Origin of the sequence: Polaromonas sp., assembly GCF_031411155.1 — a bacterium.
Lineage (GTDB): Bacteria > Pseudomonadota > Gammaproteobacteria > Burkholderiales > Burkholderiaceae_C > Polaromonas.
In genome coordinates this window covers 1-19689 of sequence record NZ_JANOAL010000074.1, presented here as the reverse complement: position 1 = coordinate 19689, position 19689 = coordinate 1, and the positions used below count along the sequence as shown (strand labels likewise).

The 19689-nt window shown below is 64.6% G+C and carries 17 protein-coding genes and 1 tRNA gene; 12 read left to right on the top strand and 6 right to left on the bottom strand.

What is annotated here, in order from left to right; all coding sequences use genetic code 11:
* Both pilV and hemH read right to left on the bottom strand, forming a co-directional pair.
* Positions 1-413, bottom strand: a 413-nt coding sequence (pilV, locus tag RMO23_RS04345) for a type IV pilus modification protein PilV (protein WP_309678872.1), incomplete at its 3' end; no start/stop codon positions are given.
* A 159-nt stretch (positions 414-572) separates the two neighbouring features.
* Positions 573-1676, bottom strand: coding sequence for a ferrochelatase (gene hemH / locus RMO23_RS04340; RefSeq protein ID WP_309678871.1), 1104 nt, complete (start codon positions 1674-1676; stop codon positions 573-575).
* 19 nt (positions 1677-1695) lie between these two features.
* Here hemH and RMO23_RS04335 point away from each other — a divergent pair, with 19 nt between their 5' ends.
* Entirely contained in the window at positions 1696-2391 is a 696-nt protein-coding gene (locus tag RMO23_RS04335; RefSeq protein WP_309678870.1) for an HAD family hydrolase, read from the top strand.
* 181 nt (positions 2392-2572) lie between these two features.
* Here RMO23_RS04335 and hpnE read toward each other — a convergent pair whose 3' ends face one another.
* The 4 genes from hpnE to RMO23_RS04315 form a co-directional block, all read right to left on the bottom strand.
* Positions 2573-3847, bottom strand: a complete 1275-nt coding sequence (hpnE, locus tag RMO23_RS04330) for a hydroxysqualene dehydroxylase HpnE (protein ID WP_405041563.1) — start codon at positions 3845-3847, stop codon at positions 2573-2575.
* Between the two features lie 131 nt (positions 3848-3978).
* Positions 3979-4821, bottom strand: a complete 843-nt coding sequence (hpnD, locus tag RMO23_RS04325) for a presqualene diphosphate synthase HpnD (RefSeq protein ID WP_309678869.1) — start codon at positions 4819-4821, stop codon at positions 3979-3981.
* A gap of 264 nt (positions 4822-5085) precedes the next feature.
* On the bottom strand, positions 5086-5955 hold the full coding sequence (hpnC, locus tag RMO23_RS04320) for a squalene synthase HpnC (protein WP_309678868.1): 870 nt from the start codon (positions 5953-5955) through the stop codon (positions 5086-5088).
* 81 nt (positions 5956-6036) lie between these two features.
* Positions 6037-6894, bottom strand: coding sequence for a LysR substrate-binding domain-containing protein (locus RMO23_RS04315; protein WP_309678867.1), 858 nt, complete (start codon positions 6892-6894; stop codon positions 6037-6039).
* A gap of 153 nt (positions 6895-7047) precedes the next feature.
* Between RMO23_RS04315 and RMO23_RS04310 the strand changes: the two genes are divergently transcribed.
* The 11 genes from RMO23_RS04310 to tig form a co-directional block, all read left to right on the top strand.
* The gene (locus RMO23_RS04310; protein ID WP_309678866.1) at positions 7048-8139 is read left to right on the top strand and encodes an ABC transporter substrate-binding protein; all 1092 of its coding nucleotides are present in this window, start codon (positions 7048-7050) and stop codon (positions 8137-8139) included.
* A gap of 87 nt (positions 8140-8226) precedes the next feature.
* Positions 8227-9096, top strand: coding sequence for an ABC transporter permease (locus RMO23_RS04305; protein ID WP_309678865.1), 870 nt, complete (start codon positions 8227-8229; stop codon positions 9094-9096).
* Positions 9096-9956 carry an ABC transporter permease gene (locus RMO23_RS04300; RefSeq protein WP_309678864.1) on the top strand — a complete coding sequence of 287 codons (861 nt, stop codon included), beginning with the start codon at positions 9096-9098 and terminating at the stop codon, positions 9954-9956. Before RMO23_RS04305 ends, RMO23_RS04300 begins: the two co-directional genes overlap by 1 nt.
* A 41-nt stretch (positions 9957-9997) precedes the next feature.
* Positions 9998-11056 carry an ABC transporter ATP-binding protein gene (locus RMO23_RS04295; protein ID WP_309678863.1) on the top strand — a complete coding sequence of 353 codons (1059 nt, stop codon included), beginning with the start codon at positions 9998-10000 and terminating at the stop codon, positions 11054-11056.
* Positions 11057-11071: 15 nt separating this feature from the next.
* Positions 11072-12070: an ornithine cyclodeaminase family protein gene (locus RMO23_RS04290; protein WP_309678862.1), complete on the top strand. Its 999-nt coding sequence runs from the start codon at positions 11072-11074 to the stop codon at positions 12068-12070.
* Between the two features lie 8 nt (positions 12071-12078).
* A complete protein-coding gene (gene speB / locus RMO23_RS04285; RefSeq protein WP_309678861.1) occupies positions 12079-13140 on the top strand; it encodes an agmatinase in 1062 nt (353 codons plus the stop codon).
* 41 nt (positions 13141-13181) lie between these two features.
* The gene (locus RMO23_RS04280; RefSeq protein ID WP_309678860.1) at positions 13182-13538 is read left to right on the top strand and encodes a RidA family protein; all 357 of its coding nucleotides are present in this window, start codon (positions 13182-13184) and stop codon (positions 13536-13538) included.
* A 216-nt stretch (positions 13539-13754) separates the two neighbouring features.
* Complete coding sequence (locus RMO23_RS04275; protein ID WP_309678859.1) at positions 13755-14927, top strand: efflux RND transporter periplasmic adaptor subunit; 1173 nt, start codon at positions 13755-13757, stop codon at positions 14925-14927.
* 7 nt (positions 14928-14934) lie between these two features.
* Complete coding sequence (locus RMO23_RS04270) at positions 14935-18183, top strand: efflux RND transporter permease subunit (RefSeq protein ID WP_309678858.1); 3249 nt, start codon at positions 14935-14937, stop codon at positions 18181-18183.
* A gap of 104 nt (positions 18184-18287) precedes the next feature.
* Positions 18288-18374 (top strand) — tRNA-Leu (locus RMO23_RS04265).
* Positions 18375-18487: 113 nt separating this feature from the next.
* On the top strand, positions 18488-19689 hold a 1202-nt coding region (tig, locus tag RMO23_RS04260; protein WP_309678857.1), incomplete at its 3' end, for a trigger factor.

Below are 19689 nucleotides of genomic sequence, written 5' to 3'. Positions count from 1 at the left end.
ACCCTTGATAGCCATTCCGTCATTTGGGCGTTGGCAATTTCTGTCGGGTTTGCGCAGGCCGCTGTGCTGGGGGCGACATTCAGGCAATACGAGGCGGTCGCCGGTGCAAGCGGTACGCTGTTAAAGATGCCGGCATAGGGGTTGCCAACGGTTAACAAGGCAATGTTTTTATTGTTTCGCATCATTTCTGCCAACTCACGTGCCAGCGAACTTGCGGTTGATTGCAGGCGCGCCTCGCGGTTTGACTGAAGCGCCGCTGCCTGCAGTCCCACCATGCCCAAGATTCCAAACGACAGGATGATGATGGAGATAAGGACTTCGAGAAGCGAGAAGCCTCTTGCTCCCCGCAAGTTCGAGTGAGCGAGCCCCCGCCGGGGGAGTTGCCGCAAATGAAAGCCCGGAAAATGTTTCATTTGGTAATGATAGGTGGGGACGCTTCCCAGGCAAACCCCAAGCCCTACCGCCTGTCCGGCAAGACTGACCGCTGGGAGGGAAAGGTCTTTAGCGCGCGAGTTGAGACGGTTTCAACTGTGTCTGAAAGGGCTTTTTACAGACAAAAGGCCTGTTTTGGCCTACTCCCTCGCCCCCAGCGCCAAAGCCGCTGCCCGTGACGCAGCCAGCTTCTCCGGGTCGGGCGGCGCCTGTGTCGGCCAGCCCGCCAGTTGCTGCGCGCTGAAGTCGGCCAGCGCGGCGATCCAGGCCGGGCTGTCGTTCAGGCATTCGATGTAGCGAAACTCCTTGCCGCCGGCCTGCAGGAAGGCGTGGCGCGCTTCCATGTTGATTTCTTCCAGGGTTTCCAGGCAGTCGCCGGTAAAGCCGGGGCACACCACGTCGACGCTTTTCACACCGGACCGCGCCATGCCGGTCAGCGTGGGCTCGGTATAGGGCTGCAGCCATTTGGCCTTGCCAAAGCGCGACTGGAAGGTGACCTGGTAGCGGTCTTTGGCCAGCCCGAGCTTTTCGGCCAGCAGCCGTGCGGTCTTGTGGCATTCGCAGTGGTAGGGGTCGCCCAGCGTTAGCGTACGCTCCGGCACGCCGTGAAAGCTCATGACCAGCTTGTCGGCCTGGCCGTGGTGGCGCCAGTGGCTGCGGATTTTTTCGGCCAGCGCGTCGATGTAGCCGGGCGCGTCGTGGTAGTTATTGACGAAACGCAGTTCTGGAATGCGGCGGATGCGGGCGGCCCAGCTATAGACGGCGTCGAACACGCTGGCGGTGGTGGCGCCGCTGTACTGCGGGTAGGCCGGCAAAATCAGGATGCGCGTCACGCCATCTTGCTTGAGCTGGTCCAGCTGCGACGCAATGGACGGGTTGCCGTAGCGCATGGCGTAGCGCACGTCCACGCTGTGCCCGCGCACGGCCAGGTAGCCGCGCAGCATCAGCGCCTGTTTTTGCGTCCAGACCTTGAGTGGCGAGCCCTCCGGGGTCCAGATGCTGGCGTATTTGGCGGCCGATTTTTTGGGGCGTGTGCGCAGGATGATGCCGTGCAGAATCAGCCACCAGACCGGCCTGGGGATCTCGACCACACGCGGGTCGCTTAAGAACTCTCCGAGGTAGCGGCGCAGCGCTGGCGCGGTGGGCGCATCGGGCGTGCCCAGGTTGCAAAGCAGTATGGCGGTGGTGGAACTGGCAGCCGGGGGCACGCCGTGGGTAAAGGGTGGCTCGGGCTTGAAAGACATGGGTTATTCTCGCCTACCTATGCTGGACCTGAGCAAGATCAAAGCCATCACCCTCGACCTTGACGACACGCTGTGGCCGGTCTGGCCCGCCATTGACCGGGCCGAACGGGCGCTGGACGAGTGGCTGGGTCGCCATGCGCCGATGACGGCTGCGCTGTTTTCGAGCCCGGTGGCGCGGCATGACATTCGAGGCCAGGTGGTGCAGGCGCACCCGGAGTGGAAGTACAACCTCAGCGCGATTCGCCGCGAAGCGATCCGGGTGGCGCTGCAGCGCGCCGGCGAAGACCCTTTGCTGGCCGGGCCGGCTTTCGACGTTTTTTTTGACGCGCGCAATCGGGTCACCCTGTTTGAGGATGCGGTGCTGGCACTGGCATTTCTGTCCAGCCGCTTCCCGCTGGTGGCGCTTTCCAACGGCAATGCCGACATTCAGCGCATCGGCCTTGGCCCTTATTTTCAGGCCAGCATCAGTGCCCAGCAGTTTGGCGTGGGCAAGCCCGACCCGCGCATTTTTCATGCGGCCGCTGGCGCCGTGGGGGTGGAGCCGGCCGGGGTGCTGCATGTGGGCGACGACGCAGCGCTCGATGTGCTGGGCGCGCTGAACTGCAACATGCAGACGGTGTGGGTCAACCGCGCCGACCATTTGTGGACGCACGACGCCGTGCCGCATGAGACGGTGACCACGCTGACCGAGCTGTGTGACCTGTTTCCGCGCTGAATTCAGCATCCCGTCGCCGTCGCCGTCGCCATCGCCGGGCGAGATTGACGATCGCCGATGGCGCGCCCGGCCTTCCAAAAGGCCAATTAATAGCAAAAAGTGCCTCTGGCCCAATGTTTTTGCGCATTTTATGCTATTAATTTGATAGCTAGTCTGCAGTGATCTGCAGCGATCTGCGCGGTCAATGCAGGCTTCGGGCGGCTTCAAGCCCCGAGCGCACGGCGCCTTCCAGCGTGGCGGGATAGGGCCCATCGATGTAGTCACCGCAAGCCAGCAAGCCGGGGGCGACAGGGGCAGGCGGGCGCTGCAGGCCCGGCGTGCAGGCAAAGGTGGCGCGCTTTTCCACAATGGTTTGCAGCGTTTCCAGGCGGCCAAGCCCGAGTTGCCGGCCCGCTTGCGCCAGCACCTGGCGCGTCAAGGTGGCGCCGTCGCCCACGCTGGCACTGACCACGAAGGCCAGCAAACCCGCCGGGCCACCGAGCTGGCCGCGGTCAAACACAAACTGCGCCGGAAATTCCGGCGTGGCGGGCAGGGCCAGCATGGGCTGGTCCAGCCGCGCGCCGGGTGCATGGAGATACACGGTGGTGAGGGCTTCGTGCTGCAGCTGGCGGGTGGCGCTGAGCCAGGCTGCGGCCGGCACACCGGCGCCCTCGACCAGGCGCGCCGCCTCCAGCGGCGGGCAGGCTAGCAGCGCGCGGTCAAAGGTGCTTTGGCCGTCAGTGCTGACGACCCAGCCCGCCCCGTCGGCCGGCAGCAGCTGCTGCACCCGGGCACCCAGGCGCACCGTGCCACCCTGGGCCGCCAGCCAGGCCAGCGCGGCATCGGGCAGCAGGGCGCTCAGGTCAGCGCGGGGCAGCAGCAGGTTGGAGCCGCCAGTTTCCAGAAACAGCGCATCACGCAGCACGCGCAAAAACACCTGGCCGCTGGCGCGCCCGGCCGGGGTGTTGAGCGCGGACACGCACAGGGGCTCGATCAGCGCCGCGAAGGCGCCTGGGGCCAGGTCCTGGCATAGGTCCGCCACCGATTGCATGGGTGCGCACTGAAAGCCCTTGAGCTGCCAGCCGATGGCGACCTTGAGCAGCGACAGGCGCTCGGCCCACGACCAGCCGCGAGCGCCCAGGATGCCGGCCAAGGCGTCGAGCGGCGCCGGCAGCCGGGGAAACCTGAGGCCGCTGCCACCCGGAAACTGCAGCGTCAGCGGCAGGCGCAGCAGGGCGGCGTCCACGTCAACGCCCACGTCCTTCATCAGGCGCAGGCTTTGCGTGTAAGCCCCAATCAGGATGTGCTGGCCGTTGTCCAGTGCCAGCGGCTGGCCCGCCAGCATGGCCTCCACACGCCGGGCGCGCCCGCCGGCACTGCGCGCGGCCTCGAACAGCGTCACCTGGTGGCCCAGCCGCGTTGCTTCCACGGCGGCGGCGCAACCGGCCCAGCCCGCACCAATGACGGCGACTTTCACGGTGCGAGAACCATGGGCCGCAGGGGCGTTTCACGCCAGCAGGGGCCGCGGAACCGGCTTTGCCGGGCCGCAGGCGCAGCGGCCCCCCCGGGGGGCAGCGCATTACACGAAGTGAAAAGCGTGGGGGCCATTTACACCGCGCGGCCGAAGGCCTGCGTCTTCCAAGCCAGCCAGAACTTGCGCAGCGGTGTCAGGCTGACGCGCTGGTGCAGCACCTGGTAGCCGTCGGCGGCGATCTCGCGCAGCAGGGTGCGGTAAATACTGGCCATCATCAGGCCCGGCTTTTGGGTGCGGCGGTCAGCCTCGGGCAGCATCGCCAGTGCTTCGTCATACAGGCCGAGCGCGCGCTCGGTCTGGAACTGCATCAGCGCGCTAAAGCGGTCTGAATACTGGCGCTTCAAAATCTCATGCGCCTTCACGTCAAACTGCTGCAGTTCATTGAGCGGCAGGTAAATCCGGCCGCGCATCGCGTCTTCGCCCACGTCGCGGATGATGTTGGTGAGTTGAAAGGCCAGGCCCAGCTTGTGGGCGTAGGCGGTGGTGGCCTCCTGCGTCTGGCCAAAAATCTGCGCCGCGACTTCGCCCACAATGCCGGCCACCAGGTGGCAGTAGCGCTGCAGGCCGGGAAAGTCGAGGTAGCGGTTTTGCGCCAGATCCATCTGGCAGCCTTCAATCACCGCCTGCAAATGCCGCGCTTCAATGCGGTAGGGGGCCGCCAGTGGCATCAGTGCCTTCATCACCGGGTGGCTGGGCGCGCCGGCAAAGGACTTGTCGACCTCGGCTTGCCACCAGGCCAGCTTGGTATGCGCCACGCCGGGGTCGGTCACTTCGTCGACAACGTCGTCTATTTCGCGACAAAACGCGTAAAAAGCCGTGATCGCGGCGCGCCGCTCCTTGGGCAAAAACAAAAAAGCGTAATAAAAACTGCTGCCGGAGGCGGCGGCTTTCTGCTGGACATACTGCTCAGGATTCATGCGGGGGATTGTTGCATGCTGGAAGGTGGCCCCCACGCTCCCCACTGCGTGTGGTTCGCTGCCCCCCGAGGGGGCCGCTGCGCCTGCGGCCCGGCAAAGCCGGTTCCGCGGCCCCTGCTGGGGGGAATAGGAAGTCAGGCGCGAAAACGCCCCCAGGCTTGTCGCTTCGCGTACTGCGCTGCCCCCGAGGGGGCTATTTTTCCTTGGGGTGGCCTTGCGGAAAAATGTCTTGTCGCTGCGATGCGTGGCCTTTGCAGGCAGCCCTCACATCCAAAGGCTGCGCCAGCCCATCACCAGCACATCCCAGACATTGAGCTTGGGCCGGGTTTTCAGGGTGTTAAAGCCCAGCGCCTCGATCTTGTCGACGATGCGCAGGCCGCCCTGCACCACCAGCCGCAGCTCCCAGCCGCCGCGTCCGGGCACCTTTTTTGCCAATTGGGAGCCTTTTAGCATGGTAGCCCTTGCAGAATGCGCGCTGGCAGCTATTAAATTGATAGCGTTCGGGCTTGCTTGCAGCGCCAGCAACTGCGCCTCGGTCACGCCGTGCGCGGCCCAGGCGTCGGCCGGCAGGTAGATGCGTCCGCGCGGAATGTCCACGCTCAGGTCTTGCCAGAAGTTGATCAGCTGCAGGGCGGTGCAGATGCAGTCGCTTTGGGTCAGCGCGGTCTCGTCCCGCACGCCATACAGATGCAGCAGCAGCCTTCCGACCGGATTCGCCGAGCGGGTGCAGTAATCCAGCAATTCGTCCTGGCTGGCATAGCGCTGCTTCACCACGTCCTGCTCGAAGGCGCTGAGCAAATCGGCCAGCAGCGGCACCGGCAGGGCAAACCGGGTGATGACTTGCCCCAGGGGACCAAACACGGCAGCCCAGCGCGGCGAGGCGGGCAAGCCTGCGGCAGTGGCGGTCAGATCGGCGCGGTAGGCCGCCAGCTCGCTCAGGCGTTGCTGCGCCGGGGCGTCGCCTTCATCGGCGATGTCGTCGGCGGTGCGGGCAAACCAGTAAATCGCCGCCACGGCCGGCCGCAGCTGCGGTGGGCAGAGCAGGGACGCGACCGGGAAATTTTCGTAATGGTTAACCCCCGCCGTCAATTTCTCTGGACTCAAGATTCGCGCGCTGATCGGGTGGTCGGGCATGGGGCAGGATGGAATCGGTAGGGCGGCTTGCGGGCCAATGAGGAACTGGTGCGCCGCGCGGGCGCGGCGGCCCATTGTCCTTCAGGCGGCGAGCCGGCCCGGCATGCGGGTGATGAAGTCGGCCAGGTAGTTCGCTTCCTCGGACGCGCCGCTGCGGGCGTACAGGCCAATGCCGAGCTGGATCGGGCTGGGATAGTCGGGTGTGAAGGGCAGCACCCGGCAGCCGGCGGGAATGGTCGCTGAAATCATGGGCCCGATGCCGATGCCGACCTGTACCGCGGTTGCCATGGCGACCAGCGTCGAAGCCTCGCACACCATGTTCCAGCGCAACTGGCTGTCTGCCAGGGAGGTCATGACCGGCATGCGCCAGGGGCAGGTTTCGGTGAACAGGATGACCGGCAGGGGGGCGCCGGGAGACAGCGTCAGGTCGGAGCGCGCCACCCACAGCAGCTTTTCGGGCCATTCGACCAGGGGCTCGTGCGCCAGACCCTGGGTGTCGCCGATCAGCAGGTCGAGTTTGTCCTGTTCAAACAGGGTGGTGAGTTGCCGGTTGCCGGCAATGATCAGGTCCAGGTGGACATTCGGGTTCTGGTCACGAAAGGACTTCAAAATGTCAATCAGCCGCGTCGCGGCAAAGTCCTCCACCACCCCCAGCTTGACCCGTCCCTCCAGCCGGTGGCCGCAGATGCGCTGCCGCGCCACTTCATTAAGGGTGATGATTTCACGCGCATAGGGCTCCAGAATCCGGCCCTCGGCGTTGGCCGTCAGGCCCTTGGGGGAGCGCTCAAACAGCGGCGTGCCCGCGATATCTTCGAGGCGCCGAATCTGCATGCTGACCGCGGCCTGGGTGCGGTGCAGCGCCGCGGCCGCACCGTTGACGGTGCCCACGTCAATCACTGACAGGAATGCACGAAGCAGGTGCGGGTCCAGGTCTTGCATTCAGTTTTATTGATAGGTGCACGACAATTTTGTGACTACCGCGACTCTAGCAGAGCTAATACGATGGCTTTGAGATTTTTTGAAGGGCTGCAGGGAGGAATTCCGCGGTCAGGCAAATTATTCTTATATCTACCCCAACAGGAGACAATCGACATGACACACGATATTCAACGGCGCACTCTGGTCAAGGCGGGCGCTGCGCTGGCCTCCACGGCGCTCGGATTCCCGGCACTCAACGCGCTGGCTCAAAATCGCCGCTTTGCCGGCAAAACCATTCGCATCCTGACCTGGTCGGACGACACCGGCCTGGCGGTGCTGCGCAACATCGCGCAAACCTTTGAAGCGCAAACCGGCGCCAAGGTGATTGCCGACCGTACCGGCAGCACGTCGGAGATGGTCGCCAAGCTCAAGGCCGGTGGCAACCGTCCGCAATACGACGTGATCACGCTGGCAGGTGTGGGCGCGGTGACGCTGGCCAATGCCGGCCTGCTGGAAAAACCCGACCTGAACCAGCTGCCCAATCTGCAAAGCGTGGACCCGCGTTTTCGCATCGGGGCCGATGGCCATGGCGTGGGCTACCTGCTGTGGACCGGCGGCATGCTTTACAACACCCGTACCTTCAAGGCGGCGCCGACCAGCTACGAGGAAATGTGGAACCCCAAATATGCCAAGCGGGTGTTTTTGCCGCCTGCGACCTGGACCGATTCGCTGGACACCATCGTGGCGGCGGCCAAGCTGACCGGCGGCAGCGCCACCAATGTGGAAGGCGGCTTCAAGAAGCTGGCCGAGCTGAAAGACCGGGTGCTGACCTTTGGCGAAAACCCGACGCAGATTGCCGAGCTGTTCCGCTCCAACTCGCTCGACATTGGCGCGGTGTATGCGCCGGCGTTTTTTGCCAAGGAACTGAAAGACCCGAACTCTGGCCTGGGCGCGACCTACAACCTCAAGGAAGGCTTTTTCGCCGACCTGATGTACACCATCATGCCCAAGGCGCACCCCGGTGAGTCCGCGGTGATTCACGCCTTCCTCAACCACACGCTGGACCCGGTGGTGCAGGGGAAAATGGCCGAGGACGTGCTGAACGGCCCGGTCAACCTGAAGGCCGTGCTGTCGCCCGAGGCGCTGAAAAGCCCCTTCATCATCAAGCCCGAACAGCTGGGCTCCACCGCCGTGATCCATGACAAGGCGGTGATTGCGGCGGTGCGCGACAGCTGGATCAAGCGTTACACGCAGACCTTCTCCTGATTGTCTCCGGGTAGCTCCTTGATTACCGTTGATGCCCATCCTGGCCAGACCGCAGCGCGCGGTCTGGCTGCCCGGAAAGTCCCGTCCATGACCTCTTTGCCGTCAGGCCGTTTGCGGCTGGCCCTGCTGGCCTTGCCGGCCCTTGTGCTGTTGCTGCCCTTCCTGATGGCCATCGTCTTTGTGCTGCGCTTTTCTTTTTCGGCCGACACGCAGACCGTCGAGGGCTTCAGTCTTGAGCGCTATGCCGGATTGCTCGACCCATTCTTCCTGCGCTCGGTGGTGCTCACGCTCAAGCTGGCGGCGCTCAGCACCGTCATCTGCCTGGTGCTGGCGGTGCCGGTGGCGATGCTGATGGCGGCGATTACCCAGCCGATCTGGCGGCGGGTGGTGACCAGCCTGATTTTGCTGCCCATGATTTTGAATCTGCTGATTCAGTCTTATGGCTGGATCATGGTGCTGGGACCCAACGGCATCATCAATGGTGTGCTGCTCAAGCTGGGCCTGCTGGATCGCCCGGTGCAACTGTTGTTCAATGAAATCGGCGTTCTGGTGGGCCTGGTGCAAACGGCGCTGCCGCTGGCGGTGTTTCCGATTCTGGGCTCGATGCGCGCCATCTCAGGCCAGTACCTGGAGGCCAGCGCCAGCCTCGGGGCCACGCCCTGGGTGGCGTTTCGCGACATCACGCTGCCGCTGCTCAAGCCGGGGCTGATTGGCGCCGCCTCCATCGTCTTTGCCTTCAACGCCAGCGCGTTTGCGGTGCCCTTGCTGCTGGGCGGTCGCCGGGTCCAGACCATGGGCGTGGCAATCCGCGACATGATTTCACCGATGTTTGACTGGGCCGGCGCCTCGGCGGCCGGTGTGGCCCTGATTGCCATCACGCTGGTGACCCTGATGGCCGCGACCTGGCTGTCCACCCGCCTGTCTTCACCCGCCACAACGGCACGGGGAGCCCATTGATGGTACCGATCACCTCACCTTCTGCCGCAACCGGTCGCGGCTCTTTCGGCTGGGTCATGGGGCTGCTGGCCGGTCTTGGCCTGCTGATTGCCGCACTGCCGGTGGTCATCATCCTGATCATGTCGTTCTCGGGCGGCACCAACCTCGATTTCCCGCCGACTTCGCTGTCGCTGCGCTGGTACGGCGCCGCCTTCGATGTGCTGTTTGGCGACAAAAGCGAGGGCAGCATGTCGGCCTTCAGCGCCATGACCAGCAGCTTCGTGGTGGGCCTGATCACCATGCTGGCCAGTGTCAGCGTGTGCGTGCCGCTGTCGTATGCGGTGGTGCGCAGCCATGGGCGCTGGCGCCAGGTGGCCGAGCTGCTGTTCACCTTGCCCATCGTGTTTCCGCTGGTGGTGCTGGGCGTGGCCTACCTGCTGATGACCGAAGCGCTGAGCCGCGAAACCGGGGTGGACCTGGGCCTGTTCCGGCTGGCGATTCCGCACATCACGCTGGCGCTGCCCTTTGTCTTGCGCAACTGCCTGAGCGCCATGAACGGGGTCGGGGTGGATCTGGAAGAAGCCGCGATGTCGCTCGGCGCCTCGCCGCTGCGTGCCATTTTGCATGTGGTGGTGCCGCTGATGAAGCCCGGAATCATGGCCGGGCTGATCTTCGCCTTCATCATTTCATTCAACGAATTCACCGTGACTTTCTTCATGTACACGATTGACGTGCGCACCTTGCCGATCTGGATGTACAGCCGCACCGTCTCGTCGCTTGACCCGACCACGCTGGCCATTTCGACCCTGATCATTGCGCTGGACGTGGCGCTGATTGCCTGGGTCGACAAGATTGTGGCCGGCAAGGGCAGCCTGTTTTGAGCCCCGACTCCCGAAACCTGATTAACGAAAGACTGTTGCACATGGACAAGCATCTGGAACTCCGCGGCATAGGCAAACGCTTTGGCAGCGCCGAAGTGCTCAGCGAGGTGGACCTGAGCATCGCGCGCGGCGAATTCGTCTGCCTGCTCGGCCCCTCGGGTTGCGGCAAGACCACCTTGCTGCGCATCATCTCGGGCTTTGAGCGCGCCAGCAGCGGCCAGCTGCTGCTGGACGGCCAGGAGATCAGCCACGTGGCGCCGCACCTGCGCGGCTTTGGCATGGTGTTCCAGTCGCTGGCGCTGTTTCCGCACATGACGGTGGCCGAAAACATCGCCTACGGCATGAAGCTCAAGGGCGTGGCGCCGGCGCAGCGCGCCAGCCGCGTCGAGCAGCTGCTGCACATGGTGCAGCTGCCGGCCATCGCCGACCGGCCGGTGTCGGCGCTCTCGGGCGGGCAGCGCCAGCGCGTGGCCATTGCGCGTGCGCTGGCCGTGCCGCCCAAGCTGTTTTTGCTCGATGAGCCGCTGTCGGCGCTCGATGCCCAGCTGCGCGACAGCATGCAGATTGAGCTGAGGCAGCTGCAGCAGCAATTCGGTGTCACCACCATCGTGGTCACGCACGACCAGCACGAGGCCATGATGTTGTCCGATCGTCTGGTGGTGCTCAAAGGCGGGCGCGTGCAGCAATGCGACACCCCCTCGCAGGTTTATCGCAATCCGGCCAATGCCTTTGTCGCCGAATTTCTGGGCGCCGCCAATCTGCTGCCCGGCGTGGTGCGCAGCCCGGGCGTGATCGAGGTGCTGGGCAGCCCGCTGGCCCTGCCCAACAGCCTGCCCGCCGGCAGTGCCGTGACGCTGGCGGTGCGCTCCGAAGACCTCACCTTTGAGTCGGCCGGCACGGGCGCATCGGCGCGGCCCAACAGCATCGCGGGCGAGATTGATTTTCTGCGCGACCTCGGTGCCAAGTCTGAATTGATCCTGCGCTGCGGCGATGAGCGCTTGCGTTGTCACGGCAGCGGAGACCAGTTTCAGAACGCGCTGTGCGGCCAGCGCGTGAACGTGCTGATTGATGCCGGGCGCTGCTCGGTCTTTGCCGCCTGAGAAAGAAAAGTTTTTATGGATACGTCTTTGCCGTCTGGCTCCCCCCTGTTTGTCGATGCCGCTGCGGTGGCCCGCCATTTGCCCTGGCCCGAACTGCTGCAGGCCTTGCAACAGGCTTTCGCCGCGACCGATCTGACGACACCCACGCGGGCGCACCATCACATGCCGGGCATGGGTGGCGCCGGCACACCGGTGCTGCTGTCCATGCCCGCCTGGAGCCCCGGCCTGGGCGTGGGCGTCAAACTGGTCACGGTCTACCCCGACAACGCCGGCCTGAACCTGCCTTCGATTCACGGGCTGTATCTGCTGCTGGAGGGCGCCACCGGCCGGCCTCAGGCGGTGCTGGATGCGGGCGAGCTGACCGCGCGCCGCACGGCCGCCGCTTCGGCGCTGGCCAGCCAGTACCTGTCGCGGCGCGACAGCGCGACTTTGCTGATGGTGGGCAGCGGTCGCCTGTCGCAGTACCTGCCGCTGGCCCATGCCCAGGTCCGGCCCATCACGCGGGTGCTGGTGTGGGGCCGGTCGCCGGCCAAGGCGCAGGAAAGTGCGCAAGCCCTGCAGGCGCAGGGCGTGAACGCGCTGCCGGTCACCAGCCTGCAAGAGGCCTGCGACCAGGCCGACATCATCAGCTGCGCCACCCTGTCCAAAACCGCGCTGTTGCAGGGCGACTGGCTGCGCCCCGGCACGTATGTGGACCTGGTGGGCGCTTTCACGCCGCAGATGCGGGAGGCCGATGACGAGGTCTTCAAGCGCGCCACCTCGGTCTGGTGCGACACCACCGTTGGCGCGCTGGCCGAAGCTGGCGACCTGATTCAGGCGCTGGCCTCGGGGGCTCTGACCCAGGAACGCATCCAGGGCGATCTGCTGTCGCTGTGCCGCGCCGGACAGACGGTACCGCGTAGCGACGCAGACATCACCGTTTTCAAATCGGTCGGGGCCGCACTCGAAGACCTGGCCGCCGCACGGCTGTGCCTTCAGCGCCAGGCCGCTTACCCCATTTCTACCTCACCATGAGCCATGCCATGACCACCAATGCAGAACACCTGGCCCGCTTGCGGGCCCGCTATACCGACGCCTCGGGCGCCGACATGTTTCATCCGGCCTTCAAGGCCGTGGCCGAGCAGATCTTCAGCAGCTCGGACCGCCGCAAGTGGCCGTTTGCCGATGTCGCCACCTTTCTCGATGCGCCTTACCGGCCCGACGGTCTGGCCCAGCCTCTGCCCAACCTGGCGGGTCTCGATGTCGCGCTGATTGGCGTGCCGATGGACCTGGGCGTGACCAATCGCGCCGGGGCGCGGCTGGGGCCACGGGCCGTGCGCAACGTGGAGCGTATCGGGCCTTACGAGCATGCGCTGGGCATGGCGCCCATCACGCGGCTGAAAATGGCCGACGTCGGCGATGTGCCGATGCACAGCCGCTTCAGCCTGGAGGAATGCCATGCCGACATCGAGGCGTGTTTTACCCAGGTCGTGAAGGCCGGGGTGATTCCGCTGGCCGTGGGCGGCGACCATTCCATCACCGGCTCCATTTTGAAGGCCGTGGGGCGTGACCGGCCGGTGGGCATGGTGCACATCGACGCGCACTGCGACACCGCCGGCACCTACGAGGGCTCCAAATTTCACCATGGCGGACCGTTTCGCGAAGCCGTGCTGGCGGGCGTGCTGGACCCGCGCCGCAGCATCCAGATCGGCATTCGGGGCGGCGCCGAGTACTTGTGGGAGTTTTCGTTTGATTCCGGCATGACCGTGATCCATGCCGAGGAGTTTTCGAAAATGGGTGTCGAGGCCGTGATCCGGCGCGCCCGGGAAGTGGTGGGTGACGGCCCGACCTATGTGACGTTTGACGTGGACAGCCTGGACCCCGCCTACGCGCCGGGCACGGGCACGCCCGAGGTGGGCGGGTTGACTCCGCGCGAAGTGCTGACCCTGCTGCGCGGCCTGTCGGGCCTGAATATTGTGGGCGGCGACGTGATGGAAGTCGCCCCCCAGCATGACCCGACCAGCAACACGGCCCAGGTGGGCGCCCAGATGCTGTTCGAGATTCTGTGCCTGGTCGCCTTGTCACCGGCCATGGCCAATCGATAATTTTCTCCCGTTTTTTTAAACCTTCACCTCTCAGGCAACCCATGTCCATCCAGCGCATTGAAACCGGCCCCCGCATGTCGCAAGCCGTGGTGCACCAGAAAACCGTTTACCTGGCCGGCCAGGTCGCCGACCCTGATGCCGGCCCCAGTGTCTACACCCAGACCCAGCAGGCGCTGGCCAGCATAGACCGCCTGCTGGCCGCCGCCGGCAGTGACAAAACCCGCATCTTGAGCGCCACCATCTGGCTCACCGACATGGACACCTTTGCCGACATGAACCGCGCCTGGGAGGCCTGGGTCGTGCCCGGCGCCACCCCGGCACGGGCCACCGTGCTGAGCGCGCGGCTGGCCGCACCTGAATATCGGGTCGAGATCGGGGTGATTGCCGCCCAGGCTTGAGTCGGCGCCAAGTCTACTCAGCCCGGGTAAGTTTCGGGCGTTGGGTTCCGGGCGCTGGAGAAGAATGTTATTTCCGTTTGATTCAGTTGACGGGCTGCTTGACAAGGCCTGGCGTTTGCTCTAGATTACTAACCAGTCAGTCAGTAATTTCGACAACAGTGCTTTTCACGGCGCTGCGCCTTCTTTCCGTCAAGTCCATTTCTCCTGAATCAGATGATGAAAATATCCGTCTTTGCCCTGGCCAGTGCCGCCGCGCTGCTGGTTGCCTGTTCCCCGACCGCACCGCCGCAGGAGCCGATCCGGGCGGTGAGGGTGATCACGGTGGGCACTACCGAGTTGACCGCTGCGCACGAGTACGCCGGCGAAGTCAAGGCGCAGGTCGAATCGCGCCTTGGGTTTCGGGTCGGCGGCAAGATCATCAAACGCCAGGCCGAGTTGGGCCAGCGCGTCAAGGCCGGCCAGGTGCTGGCGCAGCTGGATCCGCAGGACTACCGGCTGGCCGCCGATGCGGCGCGCTCCCAGGTGACGGCGGCGCAGACCACCCGTGACCTGGCGGCGGCAGACTTCAAGCGCTACCAGGAGCTGAAAGACCAGAATTTCATCAGCGGCGCCGAGCTGGAGCGCCGCGAGGCCACGCTCAAGTCGGCCCAGGCGCAGCTGGCCCAGGCCCAGTCGCAGTCGGCGGTGCAGGGCAACCAGGCCAGTTACGCCGCGCTGCTGGCCGATGTGTCGGGGGTGGTCACGGCGGTGGAGGCCGAGGCCGGGCAGGTGGTGGCCGCCGGCGCGCCGGTGGTGCGCATTGCCGCCGATGGCGTGCGCGATGTGGTGTTTTCGGTGCCCGAAGACCGGGTGGCCGGCATCAGGGTCGGCGCGCCGGTCAGGCTGCGGGTCTGGGCCCAAAGCACCGAGTTGGCCGGCAAGGTGCGCGAAGTGGCGGCCAGCAGCGACCCGGCCACGCGCACCTATCCGGTCAAGGTCTCCCTGCTCGACGGCCAGCCGGCGCCCGCGCTGGGCGCCACCGTGTCGGTGATTCCGCAAGGCGCGCCCGTTGCGCCGGTGCAGGGCGTGGCGGTGATCAAGCTGCCGACCACGGCGCTGCGGCAAGAGGGCCAGTCCACCGCGGTCTGGGTGCTGGAGCCGGCCAGCATGACGCTCAAGTCCCAGGTGATCCAGATTGCCACGGCCGACGGCAATGAGGCGGTGGTGGCCGCCGGCCTGGCGCCGGGCATGCTGGTGGTGAGCGCCGGCGTGCATGTGCTGTCACCTGGCCAGAAAGTCACCATTTACAAGGAAAAAGTGGCCCTGTCCCAGGCAGAACGTGCACATGATGCTATAAAATCAGGAGCAAATGCGCTCGCGCCTGCGGCCTCCGGTCCGGCCCTGAAGTGAGCCGGCCATGACGCAGACGCAGCCAAAAGAGGCGTTCAACCTCTCCAAATGGGCGCTCGACCACCCGGCGCTGACCCGCTACCTGCTGCTGGTGCTGATGGCGCTGGGCTTTGCCGCCTACTTTCAGCTCGGCCAGGACGAAGACCCGCCGTTTACCTTTCGGGCCATGGTGATACGCACCAACTGGCCCGGCGCCACGGCCCAGCAGGTGGCCGAGCAGGTCACCGACAAGATCGAGCGTACGCTGCAGGAAGTGCCCTACGCCGACAAGATACGCAGCTATTCCAAGCCGGGCGAGTCGCAGATCATTTTCCAGATCAAGGATTCGTCCAGGGCCGCCGACGTGCCCAACGTCTGGTACAGCGTGCGCAAGAAGGTGGGCGACATGCGCTTTACCCTGCCGGGCGGCGTACAGGGGCCGTTTTTCAACGACGATTTTGGCGATGTCTATGGCGTGATCTATGCGCTGGAGGCCGACGGCTTCAACTATGCCGAGCTCAAGACCTTTGCCGATGACGTGCGCCAGCAGCTGCTGCGCGTGCCCGATGTCAGCAAGGTCGAGCTGTTTGGCGCGCAGGACGAGAAACTGTTCATTGAAATCTCGCAAAAGCGCCTGGCCCAGCTCGGGTTGGACATGAACCAGGTGCTGGCGCAGCTGGGCCAGCAAAACGCGATCGAACCGGCCGGCGCGGTGCAGACGCCGCTGGATGTGGTGCAGGTGCGGGTGGCCGGCCAGTTCGAGGCGGTGCAGCAGTTGCGCGTCATGCCGATACGCGGCAGCTCGGGCAACCAGCTGCAGCTGGGCGACATTGCCGAGATCAAGCGCGGCTACGTCGACCCGCCCGCCGTCAAGGTGCATCACCAGGGCAAAGAGGTGATTGCGCTGGGCGTGTCCATGGTCAAGGGCGGCGACATCATCGGGCTGGGCAAGTCGCTCGGCAAACTCTCGGACAGCGTCAAAACCAGCCTGCCGGCCGGCATCAAGCTGGTGCAGATTCAGGACCAGCCCACCGCCGTGGCGTCTTCGGTCAATGAATTCGTCAAGGTGCTGATCGAGGCCGTGGTGATCGTGCTGGCCGTCAGTTTCATCAGCCTGGGGCTGCACAAGCGGCCTGGCCGGCATCCGCTGTACAAGCGCTGGTACATCGACATCCGCCCCGGCCTGGTCGTGGGCATCACGATTCCGCTGGTGCTGGGCATGACGTTTCTGGCCATGTGGTACTGGGGCATAGGCCTGCACAAGATTTCGCTGGGCTCGCTGATCATTGCGCTGGGCCTGCTGGTGGACGACGCCATCATTGCCGTGGAAATGATGGTGCGCAAGATGGAGGAGGGCTACGACAAGGTGCGCGCCGCCACCTTCGCCTACGAAATCACCGCCATGCCGATGCTGACCGGCACGCTGATCACCGCCGTGGGCTTTTTGCCGATTGGCCTGGCCCGGTCGGTGACCGGCGAATACACCTTTGCGATTTTTGCCGTGACCGTGATCGCGCTGGTGCTGAGCTGGATCGTGTCGGTTTACTTTGTGCCTTCCCTCGGCACCTTGCTGCTCAAGCCGCCGCCGGGCCGCCCCAAGGCGGCGACGGCCCCCCCGGGGGGCAGCGAAGCCAACGAAGTGGCGAGCGTGGGGGCGAAGCTATTGCTGCCGCCCCATGTGCAGGAGGTGGCTGCGGCCCAGGACAGCCCGCACGAGATGTTCGACAGCCCGTTTTACAACGTGTTTCGCCGGGCCGTGAACTGGTGCGTGCAGCACCGCTGGATCACGATTGGCAGTACCGTGCTGATTTTTGCGCTGGGCATTGTCGGCATGGGCAAGGTGCAGCAGCAGTTCTTCCCCGATTCAAGCCGCCCCGAAATCCTGGTGGACATCTGGTTCCCCGAGGGCACCTCGTTTGCCGCCAATGAAGCCACCGCCAGGCGTGTCGAGCAGCGGCTGATGCAGGAGGCGGGCGTGACGACGGTCAGCACCTGGGTCGGCTCCGGCGTGCCACGCTTTTATTTGCCGCTGGACCAGGTCTTTCCGCAGACCAACGTGTCGCAGCTGATTGTGCTGGCCAAAGACCTGAAAGTGCGTGAATCGTTGCGCGTGCGGCTGCCGGCGCTGCTGGCCACCGAGTTCCCCGAGGTGCGCGGCCGGGTCAAGCTGCTGCCCAACGGACCGCCGGTGCCCTACCCGGTGCAGTTCCGGGTCGTTGGCCTGGACCCGCTGGTGCTGCGCGAACGTGCCGATGAGGTCAAGGCGGTGATGCGTGAAAGCGCCAACACGCGCGGCGTCAACGACAACTGGAACGAGTCGGTCAAGGTGCTGCGGCTGGAGGTGGACCAGTCCAAGGCGCGCGCGCTGGGCGTGACCAGCCAGTCGATTGCCCAAGCTTCCAAAACCATTCTGGCCGGCACCACGGTTGGCCAGTTCCGCGAAGGCGACAAGCTGATCGACATCGTGCTGCGCCAGCCGCTGGACGAGCGCAACGCCATCACCGATATCGGCAATGCCTATCTGCCCACGGCGTCGGGCAAATCGATTCCGCTGACGCAGATTGCCAAGCCGGTATTTGGCTGGGAACCGGGCGTGATGTGGCGCGAAAACCGCGACTACGCGATCACGGTTCAAAGCGATATCGTGGAGGGCATGCAGGGCGCCACGGTGACGCAGGAGTTGCAGCCCCGACTCAAGGCGCTGGAGGCGAAATGGCATGGCAGCGGCATGAACGGCTACCGCATTCAGGTGGCCGGTGCGGTCGAGGAAAGCAGCAAAGGCTCGGCCTCCATCGCGGCGGGTATTCCGGTCATGCTGTTTTTGACCTTCACCTTGCTGATGCTGCAGTTGCACAGCTTTAGCCGCGCCATGCTGGTGTTCCTGACTGGCCCGCTCGGTATTGCCGGCGTGGCCGGGGCGCTGATCCTGCTGGGTCGGCCGTTTGGCTTCGTGGCCCTGCTGGGCGTGATTGCCCTCATGGGCATGATCCAGCGAAATTCGGTGATCCTGATTGACCAGATCGAGCAGGACCGTGCCCGCGGCGTGCCGGCCTGGGATGCGATTGTCGAGTCGGCCGTGCGCCGCCTGCGCCCCATTGTGCTGACCGCCGCCGCTGCGGTGCTGGCCATGATCCCGCTGTCGCGCAGCGTGTTCTGGGGGCCGATGGCGGTGGCCATCATGGGCGGGCTGGTGGTGGCCACCGTGCTGACCCTGCTGGCACTGCCCGCCATGTATGCGGCGTGGTTCCGGGTGAAGCGGGAAACACCCACGGCCTGAGCAGGCATGCCGTAAAGGCCGGCCTGATACAGGCTAAAATAGAACGTTGACCGATTTCGAACGGGATCTGGAAGTTTTTTCCGGTTCCCGTTTTTATTTCAGGCGCGCGGGTGGCGAAATTGGTAGACGCACCAGGTTTAGGTCCTGACGCCAGCAATGGTGTGGGGGTTCGAGTCCCCCCCCGCGCACCATCCCTGATGCCTTGTGGGCGGCATGTGCCGTCCGCAAGCCTTCAGGCCTTGCGAAATTTCCGCATGTCAGGTGAAAACCCTGTTTTGACTAATTTTTGATCTTAGGAACCATCATGGCCGTGACTGTTGAAACCCTTGAAAAGCTCGAGCGCAAAATGACGCTGACGCTGCCCGTCAATACCATCCAGTCGGAAGTCGATACCCGCCTGAAGAAGCTGGCCCGCACGGTGAAGATGGACGGTTTTCGTCCCGGCAAGGTTCCCATGAACGTGGTGGCCCAGCGCTATGGCTACTCGGTGCATTACGAAGTCATGAACGACAAGGTCGGCGAGGCTTTTGCCGTGGCCGCCAATGAAGCCAAGCTGCGTGTCGCCGGCCAGCCCCGCATCAGCGAAAAAGAAGGCTCGCCCGAAGGCGAACTGGTGTTTGACGCGGTGTTCGAGGTCTACCCCGAAGTCAAAATCGCCGATCTGGCCAACGCCGAAGTTGAAAAGCTCAGCGCCGACGTCAGCGACGCCGCCATCGACAAGACGATTGACATCCTGCGCAAGCAGCGCCGCACCTTCGCCCAGCGCGGTGCCGACGTGCCCGCCCAGGACACCGACCGTGCCACGATTGATTTTGAAGGCAAGATTGACGGTGAGCCTTTCGCCGGCGGCAAGGCTGATGACTACCAATTCATCATCGGCGATGGCCAGATGCTGACCGAGTTTGAAGACGCCGTGCGCGGCATGAAAAGCGGCGACAGCAAAACCTTCCCACTGAACTTCCCGGCCGACTACCACGGCAAGGACGTTGCAGGCAAGCAGGCTGATTTCCTGGTCACGGTCAAAAAGCTTGAAGCCGCCCACCTGCCGGAAGTCAACGAAGCCTTGGCCAAATCCCTGGGCATTGCCGAGGCAACGGTTGAAGCCCTTCGTGCCGACATCAAGAAAAACCTGGAGCGCGAAGTCAAGTTCCGCGTGCTGGCGCGCAATAAAAACGCTGTCATGGACGCGTTGATTGCCAATGCCGAACTGGACCTGCCCAACGCCAGCGTGCAGTCCGAAGTGGCCCGCATGATCGAAGGCGCCCGCGCTGACCTGAAGCAACGCGGCGTCAAGGACGCGGACAAGGCGCCGATCCCGGAGGATGTGTTTCGCCCGCAGGCGCAGCGGCGGGTCCGGCTCGGGCTGGTGGTGGCCGAACTGGTTCGGACCAACAACCTGCAAGCCAGGCCGGACCAGATCAAGGCCCACATCGACGAACTTGCGGCGAGTTACGAGAAGCCCGCAGAGGTGGTGCGGTGGTATTACGGTGACAACAAACGCATGGC